Annotated in this window: 13 protein-coding genes; 7 read left to right on the forward strand and 6 right to left on the reverse strand. The window is 74.9% G+C overall.

Going from position 1 to position 17,541, the window contains the following annotated elements:
* Positions 1-163: 163 nt before the first annotated feature.
* Positions 164-1,618, reverse strand: coding sequence for an NCS2 family permease (locus ABD54_RS08295; protein WP_047868847.1), 1,455 nt, complete (start codon positions 1,616-1,618; stop codon positions 164-166).
* Between the two features lie 264 nt (positions 1,619-1,882).
* On the opposite strand from ABD54_RS08295, the gene ABD54_RS08300 reads away from it, so the two are divergent.
* The 3 genes from ABD54_RS08300 to ABD54_RS08310 all read left to right on the forward strand — a co-directional run bounded on the left by ABD54_RS08300 (position 1,883) and on the right by ABD54_RS08310 (position 4,780).
* The gene (locus ABD54_RS08300) at positions 1,883-2,137 is read left to right on the forward strand and encodes a DUF2530 domain-containing protein (RefSeq protein ID WP_082166738.1); all 255 of its coding nucleotides are present in this window, start codon (positions 1,883-1,885) and stop codon (positions 2,135-2,137) included.
* A 54-nt stretch (positions 2,138-2,191) separates the two neighbouring features.
* On the forward strand, positions 2,192-3,688 hold the full coding sequence (locus tag ABD54_RS08305; RefSeq protein ID WP_047868849.1) for a methyltransferase: 1,497 nt from the start codon (positions 2,192-2,194) through the stop codon (positions 3,686-3,688).
* A 219-nt stretch (positions 3,689-3,907) separates the two neighbouring features.
* The gene (locus tag ABD54_RS08310; protein WP_047868850.1) at positions 3,908-4,780 is read left to right on the forward strand and encodes an MOSC domain-containing protein; all 873 of its coding nucleotides are present in this window, start codon (positions 3,908-3,910) and stop codon (positions 4,778-4,780) included.
* Positions 4,781-4,915: 135 nt separating this feature from the next.
* Here the strand turns inward: ABD54_RS08310 and ABD54_RS08315 are convergent, their stop codons facing one another.
* From ABD54_RS08315 to ABD54_RS08330, 4 genes are all read right to left on the reverse strand, one after another.
* Positions 4,916-8,209, reverse strand: a complete 3,294-nt coding sequence (locus ABD54_RS08315; protein ID WP_047868851.1) for a sacsin N-terminal ATP-binding-like domain-containing protein — start codon at positions 8,207-8,209, stop codon at positions 4,916-4,918.
* 270 nt (positions 8,210-8,479) lie between these two features.
* Positions 8,480-9,235: a DUF3027 domain-containing protein gene (locus ABD54_RS08320; RefSeq protein WP_047868852.1), complete on the reverse strand. Its 756-nt coding sequence runs from the start codon at positions 9,233-9,235 to the stop codon at positions 8,480-8,482.
* Positions 9,236-9,489: 254 nt separating this feature from the next.
* Positions 9,490-9,873: a cold-shock protein gene (locus tag ABD54_RS08325; protein ID WP_047868853.1), complete on the reverse strand. Its 384-nt coding sequence runs from the start codon at positions 9,871-9,873 to the stop codon at positions 9,490-9,492.
* Between the two features lie 565 nt (positions 9,874-10,438).
* Positions 10,439-11,224 carry a hypothetical protein gene (locus ABD54_RS08330; protein ID WP_047868854.1) on the reverse strand — a complete coding sequence of 262 codons (786 nt, stop codon included), beginning with the start codon at positions 11,222-11,224 and terminating at the stop codon, positions 10,439-10,441.
* A 164-nt stretch (positions 11,225-11,388) separates the two neighbouring features.
* Between ABD54_RS08330 and ABD54_RS08335 the strand changes: the two genes are divergently transcribed.
* From ABD54_RS08335 to ABD54_RS08350, 4 genes are all read left to right on the forward strand, one after another.
* Positions 11,389-13,878: a helicase-associated domain-containing protein gene (locus tag ABD54_RS08335; RefSeq protein ID WP_047868855.1), complete on the forward strand. Its 2,490-nt coding sequence runs from the start codon at positions 11,389-11,391 to the stop codon at positions 13,876-13,878.
* Between the two features lie 187 nt (positions 13,879-14,065).
* Positions 14,066-14,524, forward strand: coding sequence for a hypothetical protein (locus ABD54_RS08340; RefSeq protein WP_047868856.1), 459 nt, complete (start codon positions 14,066-14,068; stop codon positions 14,522-14,524).
* A gap of 335 nt (positions 14,525-14,859) precedes the next feature.
* On the forward strand, positions 14,860-15,216 hold the full coding sequence (locus ABD54_RS08345; RefSeq protein ID WP_327136632.1) for a hypothetical protein: 357 nt from the start codon (positions 14,860-14,862) through the stop codon (positions 15,214-15,216).
* A 141-nt stretch (positions 15,217-15,357) separates the two neighbouring features.
* Entirely contained in the window at positions 15,358-17,004 is a 1,647-nt protein-coding gene (locus tag ABD54_RS08350; protein WP_047868857.1) for a DNA repair helicase XPB, read from the forward strand.
* 72 nt (positions 17,005-17,076) lie between these two features.
* Here the strand turns inward: ABD54_RS08350 and ABD54_RS08355 are convergent, their stop codons facing one another.
* Entirely contained in the window at positions 17,077-17,313 is a 237-nt protein-coding gene (locus tag ABD54_RS08355; RefSeq protein WP_013155191.1) for a hypothetical protein, read from the reverse strand.
* Positions 17,314-17,541: the final 228 nt, after the last annotated feature.

The following is a 17,541-nucleotide window of genomic DNA, read 5'->3' on the forward strand; positions in this document are numbered from 1 at the left end:
CTCCCCGCGAGCGCGTGGGGAGGGACTGATGCGGCCATCGGCGGTCGGCTTCGGTCCCGGCCGGGTGGACAGAGCGGGCAAATAAGTAAACGGCGTTGACTCATCACCGGAGTCAACGCCGTCTACCGCCGCCGGAATTCCCGGACGGCCGCGAAGCCGTGCCTCAGCTGATCAGGGCGTTGATCGGCGCCTCGGCGAAGTGGACCAGGAAAACCAGCGAGATCAGCCACAGCAGCGGGTGGACCTGGCGCCCCTTGCCCGTGACCAGGCTCACGAAGGCGTAGGTCAGCAGGCCGAACCCGATGCCGTTGGCGATCGAGTAGGTGAAGGGCATCATGATGATCGCCATGAAGGACCCCAGGCCCAGCGCCGGGTCCGTGAAGTCGATGTTGACGACCTGGACCGTCATCATGAACCCCACGATGACGAGGACCGGGGTGGCGGCCTCGAAGGGCACCAGGTTCACCAGCGGGGTGAACAGGGTGGCCAGCATCATCAGGACGCCGGTGACGATCGGCGCGACGCCGGTGCGGGCGCCCTCGCCGACGCCCGCGGCCGACTCGGCGTAGATGGTGGCGACCGAGGCCGAGCCCAGACCGCCCAGGACCGTGCCGACGGAGTCGGCGGCCAGCACCTCGCGGGAGCCCCGGATGTTGCCGTCCTCGTCGGCCAGGTCGCCCTGGTGGGCGACGCCGACCATGGTGCCCATGGTGTCGAAGAAGTCGGCGAGCAGCAGCGTGAAGATCAGCATGACCACGGTGGCGACGCCGATGTCGGCCCAACGGGAGAACACGTCGAGACCGCCGTCGGCGAACATGCCGACGAGCGAGAAGTCGGGGATCGCCACCACTCCCCCGCCGGTGGACAGGGTCGGCACGGTCAGGCTCCAGCCGAGGCGGTTGTCGCCGCCGCCGAACAGCGACTCCACGAGGAGTGCCACGGCAGTGGAGACGATGATGCCGATGAGCATCGAGCCCGGCACCTTGCGCACGTACAGCGCGACGGTGATCAGCAGGCCGACGACGAAGATCAGGATCGGCCAGCCCTGGAGGCCGCCGTCGCCGAGCTGGACGGGTGTGCCCTCACCGGCCTGCACGAAACCGGCGTTGACCAGGCCGACCAGGGCCAGGAAGAGACCCACTCCGACGGCGATGGCGACCTTGAGGCCGGGCGGGATGGCGGCGAAGACCGCGGTGCGGAACCCGGTGAGCACCAGGATCAGCAGCAGCACGCCCTCGACGACGATCAGCAGGAAGACGTCGGACCAGGGCATGACCGGCGCGATGCCGTAGGCGACGACGGCGTTGAGCCCCATGCCCGCCGCGATCGCGAAGGGGTAGCGGCTGACCACGCCCATGAGCACGCAGGAGATCGCGGCGACCAGGGCGGTGACGGCGGCCACCTGGGGGATGCCCAGGGTCTCTCCGTTGACGTCCTCGGCCGTACCGATGATCAGCGGGTTGAGGACGACGATGTAGGCCATGGCGAAGAAGGTCGCCAGACCGCCCCGCACCTCGGTGCCGAAGGTGGACCCGCGCTCGGAGACACGGAAGTAGCGGTCGAGGCGGCCCGACGGCGTCTTGCCGGTGCCGCTGGGGGATGGACTTGGAGTTTTCACGTCGTCAGCCTGACCTGGTCGTACTTACTGGACAAGAAGGATTCTGCGTCAGATTAGTTGCATGTTCACACAACAGCGACCGCATGTTTCCCTGGCTTTTCGTAGGAAGGACCAGGGGGCCGGAGGACCGGCTCCTCGGATGTGACGAATCCGTCCCCACGCGGCGAAGGCCGTCCGGCGTGCGCGCCCGCCCCTCACCGGTGCGCGCGCCGCCTCCCCGTGCGGGCACACCCCCGCCCCGTGGTGAGCGGATAGCCTGGAACCGTGCGCAAACCTCGTCAGCCCGACCCGGACGTCCACGAGAGCGACTATCGAGTGCCCGCCGCGATCGGCACGCTGGCGTGGACGGTGGCGCTCGTGGTCCTCATCGCCATGGGCGACGGGCTGCCCGCGTCCGAGCGCTGGTGGATCGGCGTCTGCGTGACCGGCATCGTGCTGGGCGTGTTCGGGTTCCTTTACATACCCCACCTGCTGCGCAGGCGCTCCGACGCCGCCGACCGCCGGGCCGGGCACTCCTGACCAGCGCCGGGCACCCCCCGGCGGGGCACCGCGGTTCTGCCCGATAATGGGCGGGTGTCTGAGACGAGATTTCCGCGCGGTCTGGCCGAGCGACTCCGCGGCATCCTCATCGACGCCGACTACACCGTGTCCGGCGTCCGCGACCGCCTCGGCGACGCCGCCGCGCGCGCACTGGCCCGCGAGGAGCTGGTGCCCGCCCTGCGCGCCACCGGCGGCGACGAACGGCTCGGGCTGCTGCTGCGCCTGTGGTGGCTGCGGTCGTCCATCCCCGCGCGCGCCGCGCGTTCGATCCTGCCCGTGGACGAGCTGGCCGAGGCCGGGCTGGTCACCGTGGAGGAGGGCGGGAGCGGGCCCGTCGTGCGCGCTTCGGTGCACCTGGGCCCCTGGGAGCTGGAGGACGGCAGGCCCGGGTTCGTGGTCTCCGACCCCAAGGTGCGCCCCGGCAGCGGAGCGGTCCCCTCCTCCGACCACGTGGTGGGCGCGGGCGGCGCCTCCTCCACCCTGTCCCAGCTGATCGTGGACGGACCGGTGGAGCGCGCCCTGGACGTGGGCACCGGCTGCGGGGTGCAGGCCCTGCACCTGGCCTCGCGGGCGCGCGAGGTGGTGGCCACCGACCTCAACCCGCGCGCCGTGCGCCTGGCCGGGATCAGCCTGGCCCTGTCCGGGGTCACCGACGCCCGCTTGGAGCAGGGTTCGCTGTACGAACCGGTCCGGGGCGAGCGCTTCGACCTGATCGTGTCCAACCCGCCGTTCGTGATCACCCCGGACTCCTCCCGGTACACCTACCGTGAGTCGGACCTGCCCGGCGACGCCGTGTGCGCCGAGCTGGTGCGGCAGGCCCCGGCGCACCTGACCGAGGGCGGCTGGTGCCAGATCCTGGCGAACTGGGTGCACCGCGACGGCGACGACTGGGAGGACCGGGTCGGCGGCTGGGTGACCGGGACCGGGTGCTCGGGCTGGGTGGTCCAGCGCGACGTGCAGGACCCCGCCGAGTACGTGGAGCTGTGGCTGCGCGACTCCTGCGAGCACGGCACCCCGGAGTACACCCGCCGCTACGACGCCTGGCTCGACTACTTCGAGCGCGAGGGCATCAAGGGCATCGGGTTCGGGTGGATCTGCCTGCGCAACGACGTCGCCCAGGACGCGACCGTGCGCGTGGAGGAGCTGCGGCACGAGATCGAGCGGCCCGTGGGCCCCTACCTGCCCGACGTGGTGGACGGGGCGATGACCGCGCTGCGCCTGACCGACCCCGCGCTGCTGTCCGCGCACGTGGCGCTCGCGCCGGGCGTGACGGAGGAGAGGGTGGGCCGCCCCGGCGCGCCGGACCCGGAGAAGATCCTGCTGCGCCAGCGCGACGGCCTGCGGCGCGCGGCCCGCGTGGGGACGGTGGAGGCCGCCCTGGCGGGGGTGTGCGACGGCACCATGCCGGTGGGCCCGCTGCTGGACGTCATCGCCGAACTCATCGGCGAGGATCCCGCGCTGGTGCGCGAGCGCACTCCCGAGGCGTTGCGCACGCTCATCGCGGAGGGGTTCTTCCGGGTGGCCCGCTGACCGGGGCCGTCCGGGCGGACGGCCCCGGCGGACCGGGAGACGCAGGACTCGGCCCGTACGACGCCGGTCGGCCCGCACGAGGTGCTCACCCTCGTCGAGCAGCTCCGACAGGCCGCGTCGGGCGGGACCCCGGGGCCGTCGGGGAGGTGCGCGAACTCCTCTTATAACCGCGTGCTCATACAAGCCGGCGTTGGCGAACCGATGCGCTAGCGTTCCCCCATGGCGCGAATCGAGGAACTCGTCCACTACCCGGTCAAGGGATGCGCGGGCACGTCCGTGCGGACCGCCGAGATGACGCACGCCGGTATCGGGCACGACCGCACGTTCATGGTGGTCGACGAGGCCGGGGGCTTCCGCAGCCAGCGCAACGACCCCCGCATGGCGCTCGTCCGCGCGGGGATCAGCGCGGACGGCGCGCGCCTGGCCCTGGGCTGGGGCCCCGGTCAGGGCACGGACGGGTTCACGCCCCTGGAGGTCGAGGTCGACACCGGGGGCCCGCGCCTGGACGTGACCGTGCACCGGCAGCCGTTCGTCGGCGTGGACCAGGGCCGCGAGGCCGCGGAGTGGCTGTCGGAGGTGCTCGGCGCGCCCAGCCGCCTGGTGCGGGTGCCCGAAGACCACGACCGCCGTGTGGGCGGGCTGACCCCGGGCACCAGCGCGTTCGCGGACAGCACCGCGGTGCTGCTGGCCTCGTCGGCCTCCCTCGACCTGCTCAACGAGCGCATCCTCGCCCGGGGCGCCGAACCCGTGCCGATGAACCGTTTCCGGCCCAACGTCGTGGTGTCGGGCTGGGCCGAGCCGCACACCGAGGACCGCGTCCGGGCCCTGCGCCTGGGCACCGCGGAGCTGGGCTTCGCCAAGGTGTGCGTGCGCTGCGTGGTCACGACGGTCGACCAGGCCCGGGGCGCCAAGGCGGGGCCCGAGCCGCTGCGCACCCTGGCGGACTACCGCCGGGCCCACGGCGGGGTGGCCTTCGGCGCCAAGTTCGCCGTCACCCGCACCGGAACGCTGGCCGTGGGCGGGGAGGTGGAGGTGCTCGCCTGGGAGGACGCCCGGGACGGGGACCCGGACCTGGCGGGCGCCCCGGCCTGAGCGCCGCCCGCCGCACCCGCCGGGTGCGGCCGGGGCCCGCGCCCCCCCGGGACCGGGGGCGCGTCCTCCGTCGCCGGGCCGGGTCCGGAGGCCGGTCGCGGCCTCCGGACGCTCCCGCCGTCGCGGGAGGGGGCCTCAGTCGTCCAGGTCGGCCTCGGCCAGCAGCCGGGCCGCCGCCCCCGGCTCGCGCAGCGCGTCGGCCAGAACGTGCCTCCTGGACCACTGCCCCGCGCGCCAGCACAGCGCCCGGGCCAGACCGTCCGTGGTCGAGGCGTGCGCCGCGCCGTCCGCGACGTACCACTCCACCTCCACCCCGTCCACCGTGAGGGTCTGGTGGTGCAGGTAGGTGCGGTCGGGCTCCCCCGCCGGGTCGAGGAAGAGGTCCGCCTCGTCAGGCACCTGGCGCATCTGCCCCGCGGACCCGAGCCTTCCCGTCACCGCCTCGCTGGCCAGGTCCAGGTCGAGCACGTCCGCCACGGCCTCGGCCGCCTCGGCCGGGGCGAGCACCAGGGCCCGCTCCTGCTCCTCCAGCAGCGGCAGCAGGTCCGGGGAGTCCACCACGACCGCGTCCTCGGCGTCGGCCACCACGATCGACCCGCCCCGCACGGCCCGCACGCGGGAGGGCGGGGTGACCAGGTCGGCGTCCACCCCGGCCAGGGCGGCCCACACCCTGCGCAGCGACGCGCGGTCCACGTGCCGCTGGGGGTCCGCCAGCCGGGCGAGCAGGTCGTCCGCGCCGTCCGGGTCCGCCAGCACGTCCTCCAGGGTGGTGCGCACGCCCAGCGCGCGGGCGAACTCCGGGTCGACGTCCGCGCTCACCTCGTCGTACAGGCCCACCAGGGCCGGGTCGGCGTCCCCGAGCCGCAGCCCGGCGGGCGCGCTCCCGCCCAGCAGGGCCCGTGTGCGCAACCACCAGGCGGTGTAGGAGGGCACGTCCGCCACGCGGCCGTCGGGCAGCAGCACGCGGGCGGGGGCGGTCACCGCCTCGCGCAGCGGTCCCTCGGCGAGCATGGCCAGGGCGCGGGGCCACTGCTCGTCGGCCACGTAGTCCAGGTCGGCGACGCACACCAGCTCGGGGACGACCGGCGGCAGATCCGGGTCGCCCACGCGTTCGAGGACCTCGTCGGCCCAGTCCTCCAGGCCGTCCGGGCCCTCCTCCCCCGCCGCGCCGTCGAAGACGGAGGCAGGGTCCTCGCCCAGCGCGACCTCCTCGGCGCGGACCGCGGTCAGCTCCCACAGCGCGCCGACCGCGCGCAGGACCCCGGCCCCGTGGCGTTCCACCAGGTCCGGGTGCACGGTGCCGAAGGGGGCGTCTTCCACGAGGAGGTCGGCCAGGGGCGCCCCGGGAACGAGGAGCTCGGCGGCGACCGAGTAGCCGTCCTCGTCGTCGCGCAGTGCCAGCTCGGAGAGCCAGGGCAGGTCGGCGGCGCTGATCCCCGAGGCGGCGACCAGGCCGAGCACGGCCTCGGCCACGGGCTCGGGGTCGTCGGCGTCCAGGGAGGCTCGGACGGCGGCCTCGGTGCGCCCGTCGCGCAGCACGGTCGCGGCGCCGGCCTCCACCGCGCCCAGGCGGCTGAGGAGGGGGTGGACGGCGCCGGGGTGCACGACGCGCACGCCCAGGGCGGCCAGGGCGTCCAGGGGCCCGCGCTCGCCCCGATCGCCCCCGTCCCCTCGTCCGTCCCAGGCGTCCTGGCCGCCCCGGTCGTTCCGGCTGCCCCAGCTATCCCGCTCGTCCCGGGCGTCCAGGGGCCCGCGCTCGTCACCGCGCGCGCCGTCCGCCGCCGACCAGTCCTCGGAGGGCACCAGCAGAGAGCGGGGGCCGCGCACGAGCCTGCCGTCCGCCAGCGGAACGGGCAGTGCGCCGAGTTCGTCCAGGTCGGCGCCGCCCCTGCCCGCCCGGTCCAGGGCGGCGTAGAGCGCGGCCCACCAGCGCGGGGGCCGGTCGGTGTCGGCGAGCAGGTCGGCGACGTCGGCCAACCCGAGGCGGTGCACGCGCAGGGCGGCCAGAGCCGGGTGGCGCGGGCTCCAGCCCCCGGGCAGCAGCGGGGGGACGAGCTCGGACAGGACGCGGACGAGGTCGGCGGCCGGGCCGTCGGTCCCGCCCGGCCCCCCGGTGTCGAGGAGTACCGCGTCGCGCGGGGCGACGGGCGCACCGGACGCCGTCACCAGGAACGGGGTGTCCTGGAGGGGCTCGGCCACTCGGGCGCGGAAGACGGCGTCGACGGCCCCGCCGCCCACACGGGTCCCGGGCACCAGGTCGAGCGACGCCCGGGGGTCGAAGCGCCTCAGCAGGGCGCAGTAGGCCTCGGCGGCCTCCATGAGCAGCAGGTCGGTGGCGGCCCCGGGCTGGACCGCACGCCGGTCGCTGCCCAGCGGGAACGTGCCGACGAGGACGGCGGGCAGGTCGAGTCCGGTGTCGGTGGGAGTGGGCGCGTGGACCACGGGCTCGACGTCGGCGGGCAGGGCGGCGACCGCGCCTTCCTCGTCCACGGGTACCGCCCAGGTCAGCGACCAGGACGTGCGGTCGCGTTCCTCGGTGGGCCGGTCGGCGAGCAGGTCGGGGTCGAAGGAGCCCGAGCGTTCGAGGGTCCGCCAGAGGGTGGTCCGGGTGCCGTCGCCGTCCAGGTGCGCGGTGACCAGGTCTGCCGTTCCGGCGGCCTCCTCCCGGGTGAGGACGCGTTCGGCGCCCTCGACGTCCACGCGCACCTCGACCAGGCCCGGCAGGGCGAGCAGGAGCGCCTCTCCGGTCCGGTCCAGGAGTTCGCGCACCCGGTCGCGCGCGCGGTCGTCGCGGAGCAGGAGGGTGACGACGGTGTCGTAGCCCCCGGCGCCCCCTCCCGTCCCGGGCGCCCCGGACGTCCCGCGGTGGGCGGCCTCGGCGGGGAAGGGCAGGCGCAGCATGGGCACGTGCCCGGAACGGCGCTCCACCTCCTGCGCGAGGCCGCTGCGGGCGCCTTCGCCGCCCAGCAGGTCCGTGACCGCGGCGCGGGCGGCCTCGGCGCTGAAGCGGACGGCCGAGCCGCCGGAGTCGACGGTGACGTCGTCGCTCAGCGCCGCCACCGCGGAGAAGCCCACGCCGAAGCGTCCGGCCGAGCCCCGCTCGCCGCGCTTGGTGGAGGCACGCAGCGTGGCCAGTGACTCCACGCCCTCGGCGGTCAGGGGAGCGCCGGTGTTGGCGGCGGTCAGGCGGCGGCCGGTCAGCGCCAGGCGCAGACGGCCCGGGACGCCCGCGCGGCGGGCGGCGTCGGCGGCGTTCTGGGCCAGTTCGACCACAACCCGGTCGCGGTAGCCGCCGAGTGCGAAGTCCTCCTCCGCGTTGGCGTCCTCACGGAAGCGCGCGGGAGCGTCGGCCCACGCGGCGAGGACGCGTCGGCGCAGCTCGGCGGTGTTGTAGGGATCGGCCACCGGAGCGGTCAGCGGCTCGGCCATGGCGGTTTCCTCCTGCGCTGCGGGCACGCCCGGCACGTTGCACCCGGGGCGGGGTCGGATGCGGTAAACCGACCCTAGCCCACCGGAGCGGAGGGCCGGGGCCGGACCGTGCGGCGCGGCGGCACGGCGTAAGGAGGAGGCGGGTTCCGGTCCGGCCGGCTCCGGGGCGCGGCGGCCGCGGACAGCGGCGGCGTCGGACGGCACGGGCGCACGCCGACGCCGGAGCGGTATCGGCGCGCGCCCGCGTCAGGCGGCCTCGGCGCGCCCGCGTCAGGAATCCGAGGAGACCAGTTCCAGCTCGGCGGTGTCGTCGAAGACGATGTGGTCGTAGCCCAACTCGTCCACGACGGGCTTGACCGGATCGTTGCGCGTCTCCGGGCGGCGCACCTCGGAGTGGGCTCCGCAGCCGTGGTCCATCGAGACCACGCGGCCGTCGTCGGGGGCGTACTCGTTGGTGCACACACCGAACATCTGGCGCAGCTCACCGGCGAGCGGGGTCATGAAACCGCAGGTCAGACAGCGTGCGGGCGCGGCAGTCGCGATCGGGCTGCGCGGGCCGCCCTCGCCGTTGTACCAGCGCTCGGCGGCCTGCTCGCGTCCGACTTCCGAGAGCACCTGGCGCCGGCCCAGGCCCAGCTCCCAGATCGCCTGCCGGTCCTCGCCCTCGGCGTCCAGCTCGCTGTCGGGCACCTGGGCGTAGCCGGGGACGAGCCGTTCGTCGTCCTCCTCGGCGGGCAGCAGGTCGCCCACGCCCAGGTCGCCGGGGCGCAGCCGTTCCTTCCAGGGCACCCACTCGGGCGGGGCGAGGGCGTCTTCGCCGGGCAGCAGAACGGCCTCGTTCACCGTGACCTGTTTGGCGCGCGAGGCGCGGACCACGGTGACGGCGTAGTTCCACCCCGGGTAGGCGGGGTCCAGGCAGGTGAAGAGGTGAGTGACCAGGCGGGTGTCCTCGACCTGGGGGGCGAGGTGCTCACCCACCCACTCGGGTCGCCCGACCTCGGCGGCCACCGAGCGAGCCAGCTCCACCGCCTCGATACATGCCTTGTCCGGTACAGGAGAACGTCGAGTAGGGCTCACGCCCCCATTCTCACTGATCGCGAGCACCGATTTGACCATAACGAGGGTCAAGGTTCGCCCGATACACCCTCCGGAAGCCGCCCCAGGCCCGTGACCGACCCGGGCGCCGGGGTCACCGGACCGGGCCCGGACCACGGAGGGGACGGGCCCCGCGGCCCCGCCCCCGGGCTCCCCGTCGCCGCGCCCGGGGGCGCGGGGGCCGCTCAGGCCTCCAGGTCGTCGGCGACCACGCGCAGCACGGAGGCGATCCTGGCCGCCTCGCGGCGTTCGGGGTGGCGTCCCCGGCGGTAACCGTTGGACAGGCCCTCCAGCAGCTTGATGAGGTCCTCGGTGATCACCACCATCTCGTCCGGCTTCTTGCGCCGCGCCCGGGCGACCGAGTGCTGGCCCTCCACGAGCTCGACCTGGAGCGCCTGGGCGCCCTTGCGGCCCTCGGCCACGCCGAACTCGACCTTCTGGCCGGGCCGCAGCGACGTGGTTCCCGGAGGGAGCGAGGAGGAGTGCACGAAGACCTCACCGCCGTCGTCGCGGGTGAGGAAACCGAATCCCTTGTCGCCGTCGTACCACTTGACCTTGCCGGTGGGCACCTGGGGACCTCATGCTTTCGCTGGCGGGCGCGCCGGAACGGGTGACGGGCGGGCGCGGTGGGGCCCGCGCCGTCCGCGCGTTGCCGGGGCACCCCTGGTTTTTCCACGGGTGCCTCCAAAGTAATGCCCGGGAACTCACCGGCGCGAGGGCATAAACGGCCGCCGCTCCCCCGCGTCGGGCGGGGCGGGGCCTCCCGGACGCGGGGCGGGCCCGGACACGTCGAGGAGGCCCGGATGCGGATCATCCGGGCCTCGCGGCGCCGACGGCGGCCCCTCACCGCTGGGTGCGGAGTGCGGGACGGGACTCGGCGGAGACACGGGCCGCCCCGGCTGCTGTGGCGACCGGGCTGGAGACCGGGTCGCCGGTACTGACGCGACCGCCTGAAGCGAAAGAGGCGGTGTACCGACATGACTACCCGAACCCGCGTGTTCGGACGCGCGGTAACGGGCCGACCGGAAAAGGTTATTCCCCAGCGTTTGCCAAGCAATGACCAGCGGGATCAGGCCGTTGAACTGGGAGGAAACCGCACGCGCCCCGTCACGGCGCGCGGCCGGGCGCACGTGCTCAGCGCGACGCCGCGTCCGGCGCGGACGGCGCCGGGCGCGGGAGCCGGGAGCAGAGGTAGACCGCGCACACCAGGGACGCCGCCCCGAGGCCGATGACCCCGGTGGAGGTCAGGGACTCCTGGACGTACTCATCGACGAACTCGGCCTCGCCGCTCCACAGTGCCATGCCGAGCGCGCAGGAGAGCAGGGGCAGGCCCACACCGATCCACTTGTCCCGGGCTGGCCACACCTGGCTGAGCAGGATCAGGGCCGCCCCCAGTACCCACAGGAAGGCCAGGTCCCACCACCAGGGCACGGCGAGCAGCAGCAGGAGCAGGGCCGCGGCCTCGGGCGGGTGGCGGCGCAGCGCCGCCACCGGCCCGGACCGGTCGGCCCGGGCGCCGGGCCCGGGCCGGTCGCCGCGGTCCGCGCGGCGGCCCCGGACGCGCATCTCCGTCTGACCGGGCCCCTCCAGCAGGGACCTGAGCCCGCGGTCGGGGCCGCCCCGCCAGGGCGGCGGCGGCCGGTCGGCGTGGCGCGGCCTGGAGGGGATCAGCTCGTCGTCCTCGACGTCGAGGTCGCGGCCGTCGAGATCGCGTTCCACCAGGTCCCGTGGCGTGCCCAGCCCTCTGAGGATGCCCCGGACGGTGTCCGCGTCGTCTCCGGCGGCGGCGCGGCGCGCGTCGATGCGCGAGCGCACTCCGGCGAGGTAGGCGGTGCGTTCCTGCGCGGTCATGCGACCGTGCAGCTCCAGGCCGACCTCGGACAGATAATCCAGTACCAGTTGTTCCGAGCGCTGGGTCATGTCCCCATACTGGCTCAGGACGACCTGGCTTTTAAGCCCTACTTCCCAGTTTCGGTCACCGGTTTTCCCTCGGATACGGTCTACGGCGGTGCGGCGGTGGCAGTCGCGGAAGCCACAGGGGACGGACGCGAACACCGGGGCCCTGATCGCTTAGCGTTGAACCGATGAGCGACAACGCACCGCCCGACGGGCGCGGACCGGGCACGGGGAACCGCACGGTCCCCGCGTCGGGCCGTCCCCCCACGTTCACCTCCTGGCTGCGCGGCCGGTCGGACGACGCACTCGTCGCCCTGCTGCGGGCCCGCCCGGACCTGGCCCGGCCCGTCCCCGCCGACATCGGCGCGCTCGCCTCACGGGCCACCACCCGCAACACCGTTCTGCGGGTCCTGGAACGGCTGGACCGGTTCACGCTCCAGGTGCTGGAGTCGGTGGTGGCGCTCGGCGACGACCGGTTGTCCGAGCCGGTGGGGGTGTCCGCCGCTGAACTGTCCGACGCGCTCGGAACGGTGGACGGCCCCGCCGACGCCCGCGCCGGTGCTCCGGAGCGCGGCACGGCGGACGGTCCGGTCGGCGAGGCCCTGGACACCCTGCTGCGTCTGGCCCTGGTCTGGCCGGACCGGGGGCGGCTGCGCCCCGTCCAGGTGCTGCGCGACCTGCTCCCCCGGCCCGCCCAGCTCGGCCCGCCCGCGCGCGTGCTGCTCGCCGCGCTGCCGCACGGCGCCGTCAGGAGGCTCGCCGACGACCTCGCACCGGACGGCGGCGGGGACGCCCCCGTCGAGGCGGTCGCCGCCGTGCTGTCCGACCCGCCCGGCCCGGTGGGCGACCGGGCCCGGAGGCTGCTGGACAGCATGGCGTGGGGGCCGCCGCACGGGACCGTCTCCGACGCCCGCCGCGAGGTCACCCTGGCCACCGCCGCCTCCCCGGTCGAGGAGCTGATCGCCCGCGCCCTCCTGCTGCCGAGCGGCGACGACACCCTCACCCTGCCGCGCGAGGTGGGGCTGCACCTGCGTTCGGGACGGCTGTTCCGCGAGGTCACCACCGCGCCGCCGCCCTTCGAGGGGACCGCGCACCCGGCCGAAGCCGTGGCGCGGGCGGCCGCCGGGCAGGCCTTCACGGTGCTGCGGGCCGTCGAGGAACTCCTGGAGCACTGGTCGGAGGACCCGGCCGCGGTGCTGCGCAACGGCGGCCTTGGCGTGCGCGACCTGCGCCGCGCCGCCCAGACGATGGACACCGACGAGGCCACCGCCGCCCTGTTCGCGGAGGTCGCGCACGCCGCCGGTCTGCTGGGCGCCGACGACCGGGTCGAGGGCGAGTGGCTGCCCACCCGCGAGTACGACCTGTGGCGGGAGCGCGCGCCCGCGCACCGGTGGCTGCGGCTGGCCTCCGCCTGGCTGGAGTCGGACCGCGTGGCGTCGCTGAGCGGGTCGCGCGACTCGGGCGGGCGGATGCGCAACGCGCTCGGCCCGGGCCTGGTCCGTCCGGCCGCGCCGCAGGCCCGCCGCGACCTGCTCACGGAGCTGGGCACCGCGGAACCGGGTCTGGCCCCGCTGCCGGACTCGTTGGCGGCGCGCCTGTCCTGGCGGCGCCCGCGCCGCCAGTCTCCGGTCTACACCGAGCTGGTGCGGACGGCGGCGGCCGAGGCGGCCGCGCTCGGCCTGACCGGGCACGGCGCGCTGGCCGACCACGTCCGGCCGCTGCTGGACGGCGACGAGGAGGCGGCGGCGCGCGTCCTGGGCGGGGAGCTGCCCGAGCCGCTGGACTACGTGCTGGTGCAGGGCGACCTGACGGCCGTCGCGCCGGGCCCCCTGGTGGCCGGACTGGCCCGTGAGCTGGCCCTGGTCGCCGAAGTGGAGTCCACGGGCGGGGCCACGGTGTACCGGTTCACGGAGGGGTCGGTGCGGCGGGCGCTGGACGCCGGGCGGGGCGTCGCCGACATCACCGCCCTACTCGAACGCCACTCGCGCACCCCGCTCCCCCAGGCCCTGCGGTACCTGGTGTCGGACGTGGGCCGGCGGCACGGACGGCTGCGGGCCGGTTCGGCGTCGAGCTACCTGCGCTGCGACGAGCCCGCTCTGCTGGAGGAGCTGGTCAGCGACCGCAGGGCCGACGACCTGGGGCTGCTGAGGCTGGCGCCGACCGTGGTGGCGAGCCGGTCCACCCGAGCGGCGCTGGTGGAGGGGCTGCGGCGGCTGGGCTACCACCCGGTGCCCGAAGGCGGTGACGGGGCGATGCGGCTGAGCCGTCCCGAGGTGCGCCGGGCCGACGCGGCGGACACCGCGCCCCCCGTCACGGACGGGTCGGTGGCGTCGCGCGAGCTGGCGGCCGCGGCCGTGCGGGCGGTGCGCGCCGGGGACGAGGCCGCCACGGCGGCGCGCACACCGGTGCCGCTGCCCGAGAACGGCCCGCCGGGGTCGCGGTCGGCGGCGGTGCTGGAGGTGCTCGCGGGAGCCGCCAGGGACGGCCGGAGGGTGTGGATCGGCTACACCGACACCGACGGCCGGCAGGTGAGCCGGATCGTGGAGCCGTCGGGGGTGGACGGGGGCTTCCTGACCGCCTACGACGCGACCCGGGCGGCGGTGCACCGGTTCGCCGTGCACCGGGTGACCGCCGTGGCCGAGCTGGACCCGGAGCAGCGGGAGGAGGCGGGGCGGTAGCGGCGGGCGGAGCCGTACCGGTCCGCCTGTCCGGTGACGGGGTGGCCGAAGGCTCCGCGCGGGCGGACCGCGCCGTCCCGGACGGCGACGGCGTCGGGCACGCACGCGGGTTCCTCACGATCGGCCCGGAGGCGGAGGGCTAGTCTGGAACCGAGTTGGTCGACCCACCGACAGCGAGAGAACCCCCATGAGCAACGCATCGCTGCCCCCCGGGGCATCGTCCCCCCGTGAGCACGGACGCGACGGCGACCGCGAGCGCCCCGGGACCAGCGCCCCCGAGCGGGGCGGGGGGCCCGGGGCCGGGAGCGGCCGCCGCGACGACCGCGAGGACGAGCGCGACGGACCCGGCGCACGCCGGGCGGCGATCGGGGCCAGCAGCTCGACGATGGCGCTGATCCTGCACGCCCTGACCTTCCTGTGCTGCATGAACTGGCTGTTCGGCATCGCCGGGATCGTGTTCGCGGTGCGAGCCGCCCACGCCCGCGACCGGGGGCGCGCGGTCCAGGCCGAGACGCTCACGCGCTACTCCTGGTACTGCCTGGGCGCGGCCGGGGTGATGCTCTTCGTGATGCTGGTGCTGACGCTGGTGATGTTCACCCAGGCGGGCTCCTGGATCCAGGGGATCGTCCCGGTCACCAACTACTGAGCCGTGTTTGGCGGACGGGGCCACCGGGCAACGCGTCTGCACGGAGCGCGGGGGCGACCGGCGCAGACGGCGCCGGGAGCGGCACGAGGCGGGTCCGGCGGGCAGGGGGAGGGGGACGAACGGTGATGAACGGCGGAGGCGGCCCGAAGGCCTTCTGGGAGAGGAAGCACGGCTACGCACCGGGGTCCGCGCACGGGGGCGGTCCGGGGCGCCCGGCGTCCTCGGCGCCGTTCCGGATGCCCGGGGCCCCGGGTTCGCCGGGGCCGGCGGGACCGGCCGGTGCTCCGGGCGCGCCGGGGCCGCCCGGCCCTGGCGGACACGCCACGGGTCCCCTGATGGGAAGCGCCTCGCCTCCGGCGGCGCCCACCGGGGCGATCCCGCCCTGGGCGGTCCCCCCGGCTGCCCCTCCCGCCCGCGTGGGCGGCGCCGTGGCCGCGCTGGTGGTGGCCGTCCTCAGCGTGGCGGCGTCGATCCTGATGATGTACCTGGGCTTCTGGTTCTTCCTGCTGGCGGTGAACGTGCCCGGGGTCTGGTTCGGCATCGCGACGCTGCGAGGGCTCCCCGATCCCGAACGGGTGGAGCGGTACATCCGGTACACCTGGACCTGCAACTTCGCCTATTTCGCGCTTTTCGTCCTTTTCCTCGTCCCGGTCGTCGTCCTGGCCATGGTGATGCTCATGTTCACCTCCTGACCGGACACCGGTCGGCCCCTCCCCCGCTGTCCGCCCGGCCCGGACGGCCCGGGAGGCGGGGGGACGGGCCCCGGGCATGATCGGGGGCCCGGATGCGTTGCACCTGTGGCCGCCCCAGCCCCGCGAGATTGAAGGTCCGTGTTGTCCTGCCTGATCGTCCAGTCCGACAAGACGCTCCTGCTGGAGGTCGACCACGAGCTGGCCGGCGAGTGCCGCCGGGCCATCGCCCCCTTCGCCGAACTCGAACGCGCGCCCGAGCACGTGCACACCTACCGGATCACACCGCTGGCCCTGTGGAACTCCCGCGCCGCCGGGCACGACGCCGAGCAGGTCGTGGACGCGCTGATCCGGTTCTCCAAGTTCCCTGTGCCGCACTCGCTGCTGGTGGACATCGCCGAGACGATGGACCGCTACGGGCGGCTGCGCCTCGTGGGCGACCCGCGGCACGGACTCGTCCTGGAGTCCTCCGACCGCGCCGTGCTGGAGGAGGTCGTCCGCGCCAAGAAGCTCAAGGGCATGCTGGGCGAGCGGCTGGGCGAGGACTCGGTCGCCGTGCACCCGAGCGAGCGCGGCAACCTCAAGCAGGCGCTGCTCAAGATCGGGTGGCCCGCCGAGGACCTGGCCGGGTACGTGGACGGCGAGGCCCACCCGATCGACCTCGACCAGGACGGCTGGGAGCTGCGCGGCTACCAGCGGGAGGCCGCGGAGAGCTTCCACGCGGGCGGGTCCGGCGTGGTGGTCCTGCCGTGCGGCGCGGGCAAGACCCTGGTCGGCGCGGCGGCGATGGCCATGACCGGGGCGACCACGCTCATCCTGGTGACGAACACGGTGTCGGTGCACCAGTGGAAGACCGAGCTGCTGCGGCGCACCTCGCTGACCGAGGACGAGATCGGCGAGTACTCGGGTACCCGCAAGGAGATCCGCCCGGTCACCATCGCCACTTACCAGGTCATGGCGGCCAGGCGCAAGGGCGTGTACACGCACCTGGAGCTGTTCGACGCCCGCGACTGGGGCCTGGTCGTCTACGACGAGGTGCACCTGCTGCCCGCGCCGATCTTCCGGATGACCGCCGGCCTCCAGGCCCGGCGCCGACTGGGCCTGACCGCGACCCTGGTGCGCGAGGACGGCCGCGAGGGCGACGTGTTCTCGCTGATCGGCCCCAAGCGCTACGACGCGCCGTGGAAGGACATGGAGAACCAGGGGTGGATCGCCCCCGCGGACTGCGTCGAGGTCCGGGTGGACCTGTCCGAGGCCGAGCGGCTGGCGTACGCGACCGCCGAGCCCGAGGACCGCTACCGGTTCTGCGCCTCCTCCGAGACCAAGAACTCCGTGGTCCGGGAGATCGTGGAGCGCCACCCCGAGGAGCAGGTGCTGGTCATCGGCTCCTACATCGACCAACTGGACGAGCTCGGCGCGTCGCTGGGCGCGCCGGTGATCAAGGGCGAGACCCGCAACAAGGAGCGCGAGCGCCTCTTCGACGCCTTCCGCTCCGGGGACCTGCGGACGCTGGTGGTGTCGAAGGTCGCGAACTTCTCCATCGACCTGCCCGAGGCCGGTGTCGCGGTGCAGGTGTCGGGGTCCTTCGGCTCGCGGCAGGAGGAGGCCCAGCGGCTCGGCCGGGTGCTGCGCCCCAAGTCCGACGGCCGGGCCGCCCGCTTCTACGCGGTGGTGGCGCGCGACACCCTGGACCAGGACTACGCCGCGCACCGGCAGCGCTTCCTGGCCGAGCAGGGGTACGCCTACCGGATCACCGACGCGGGCGACCTGCTGTCGGGCGAGGAGATCTGACCGGGGCGGGCGGCCCCGGGCGCGGCCCGGCGGGGCGCGTGCGCCCGGGGGCCGCCCGCGGGGCCCGTCGGCTCAGAAGGACGGCAGACCGCCCATGACGTAGGTGCCCGCGGCGATTCCCCAGGCCACCAGGGAGTAGCTCAGGGTGCGGGTGCGCAGGAGCCGGTCGCCCCGCACGGAGGGGGCGGTGAAGGCCGCCACGAGGAGCGCCATGCCGAGCAGGGCGGGGATGGCGGAGGCCAACGCGAAGAGCTGGGTCTGGGCGGCGCACGCGGTGTAGCCGGATGTGCCGGGATCACCACAGAACACGTCGTTCCCCGATCGTTCGGTGCGGTCGGTACTCCCCGACCGTACCGTTTCGGCGGGGGCGCGCCGTAAACGGCCGCGTTCGCACATCCGCCGAGTCGGATTCGGTTCTTGGTGCCGCCCACCCCGCTCGCTCTTTACGCGGAACCCTCCCGTGTCCAATCATGGGGACAGCAGCTCCCCCCAGCGGCCAGGAGGTCCTCCCCGTGCCCGTCTCCCCGACCCCCGCAC

Source organism: Nocardiopsis sp. RV163 (assembly GCF_001029525.1).
Classification (GTDB): domain Bacteria; phylum Actinomycetota; class Actinomycetes; order Streptosporangiales; family Streptosporangiaceae; genus Nocardiopsis; species Nocardiopsis dassonvillei.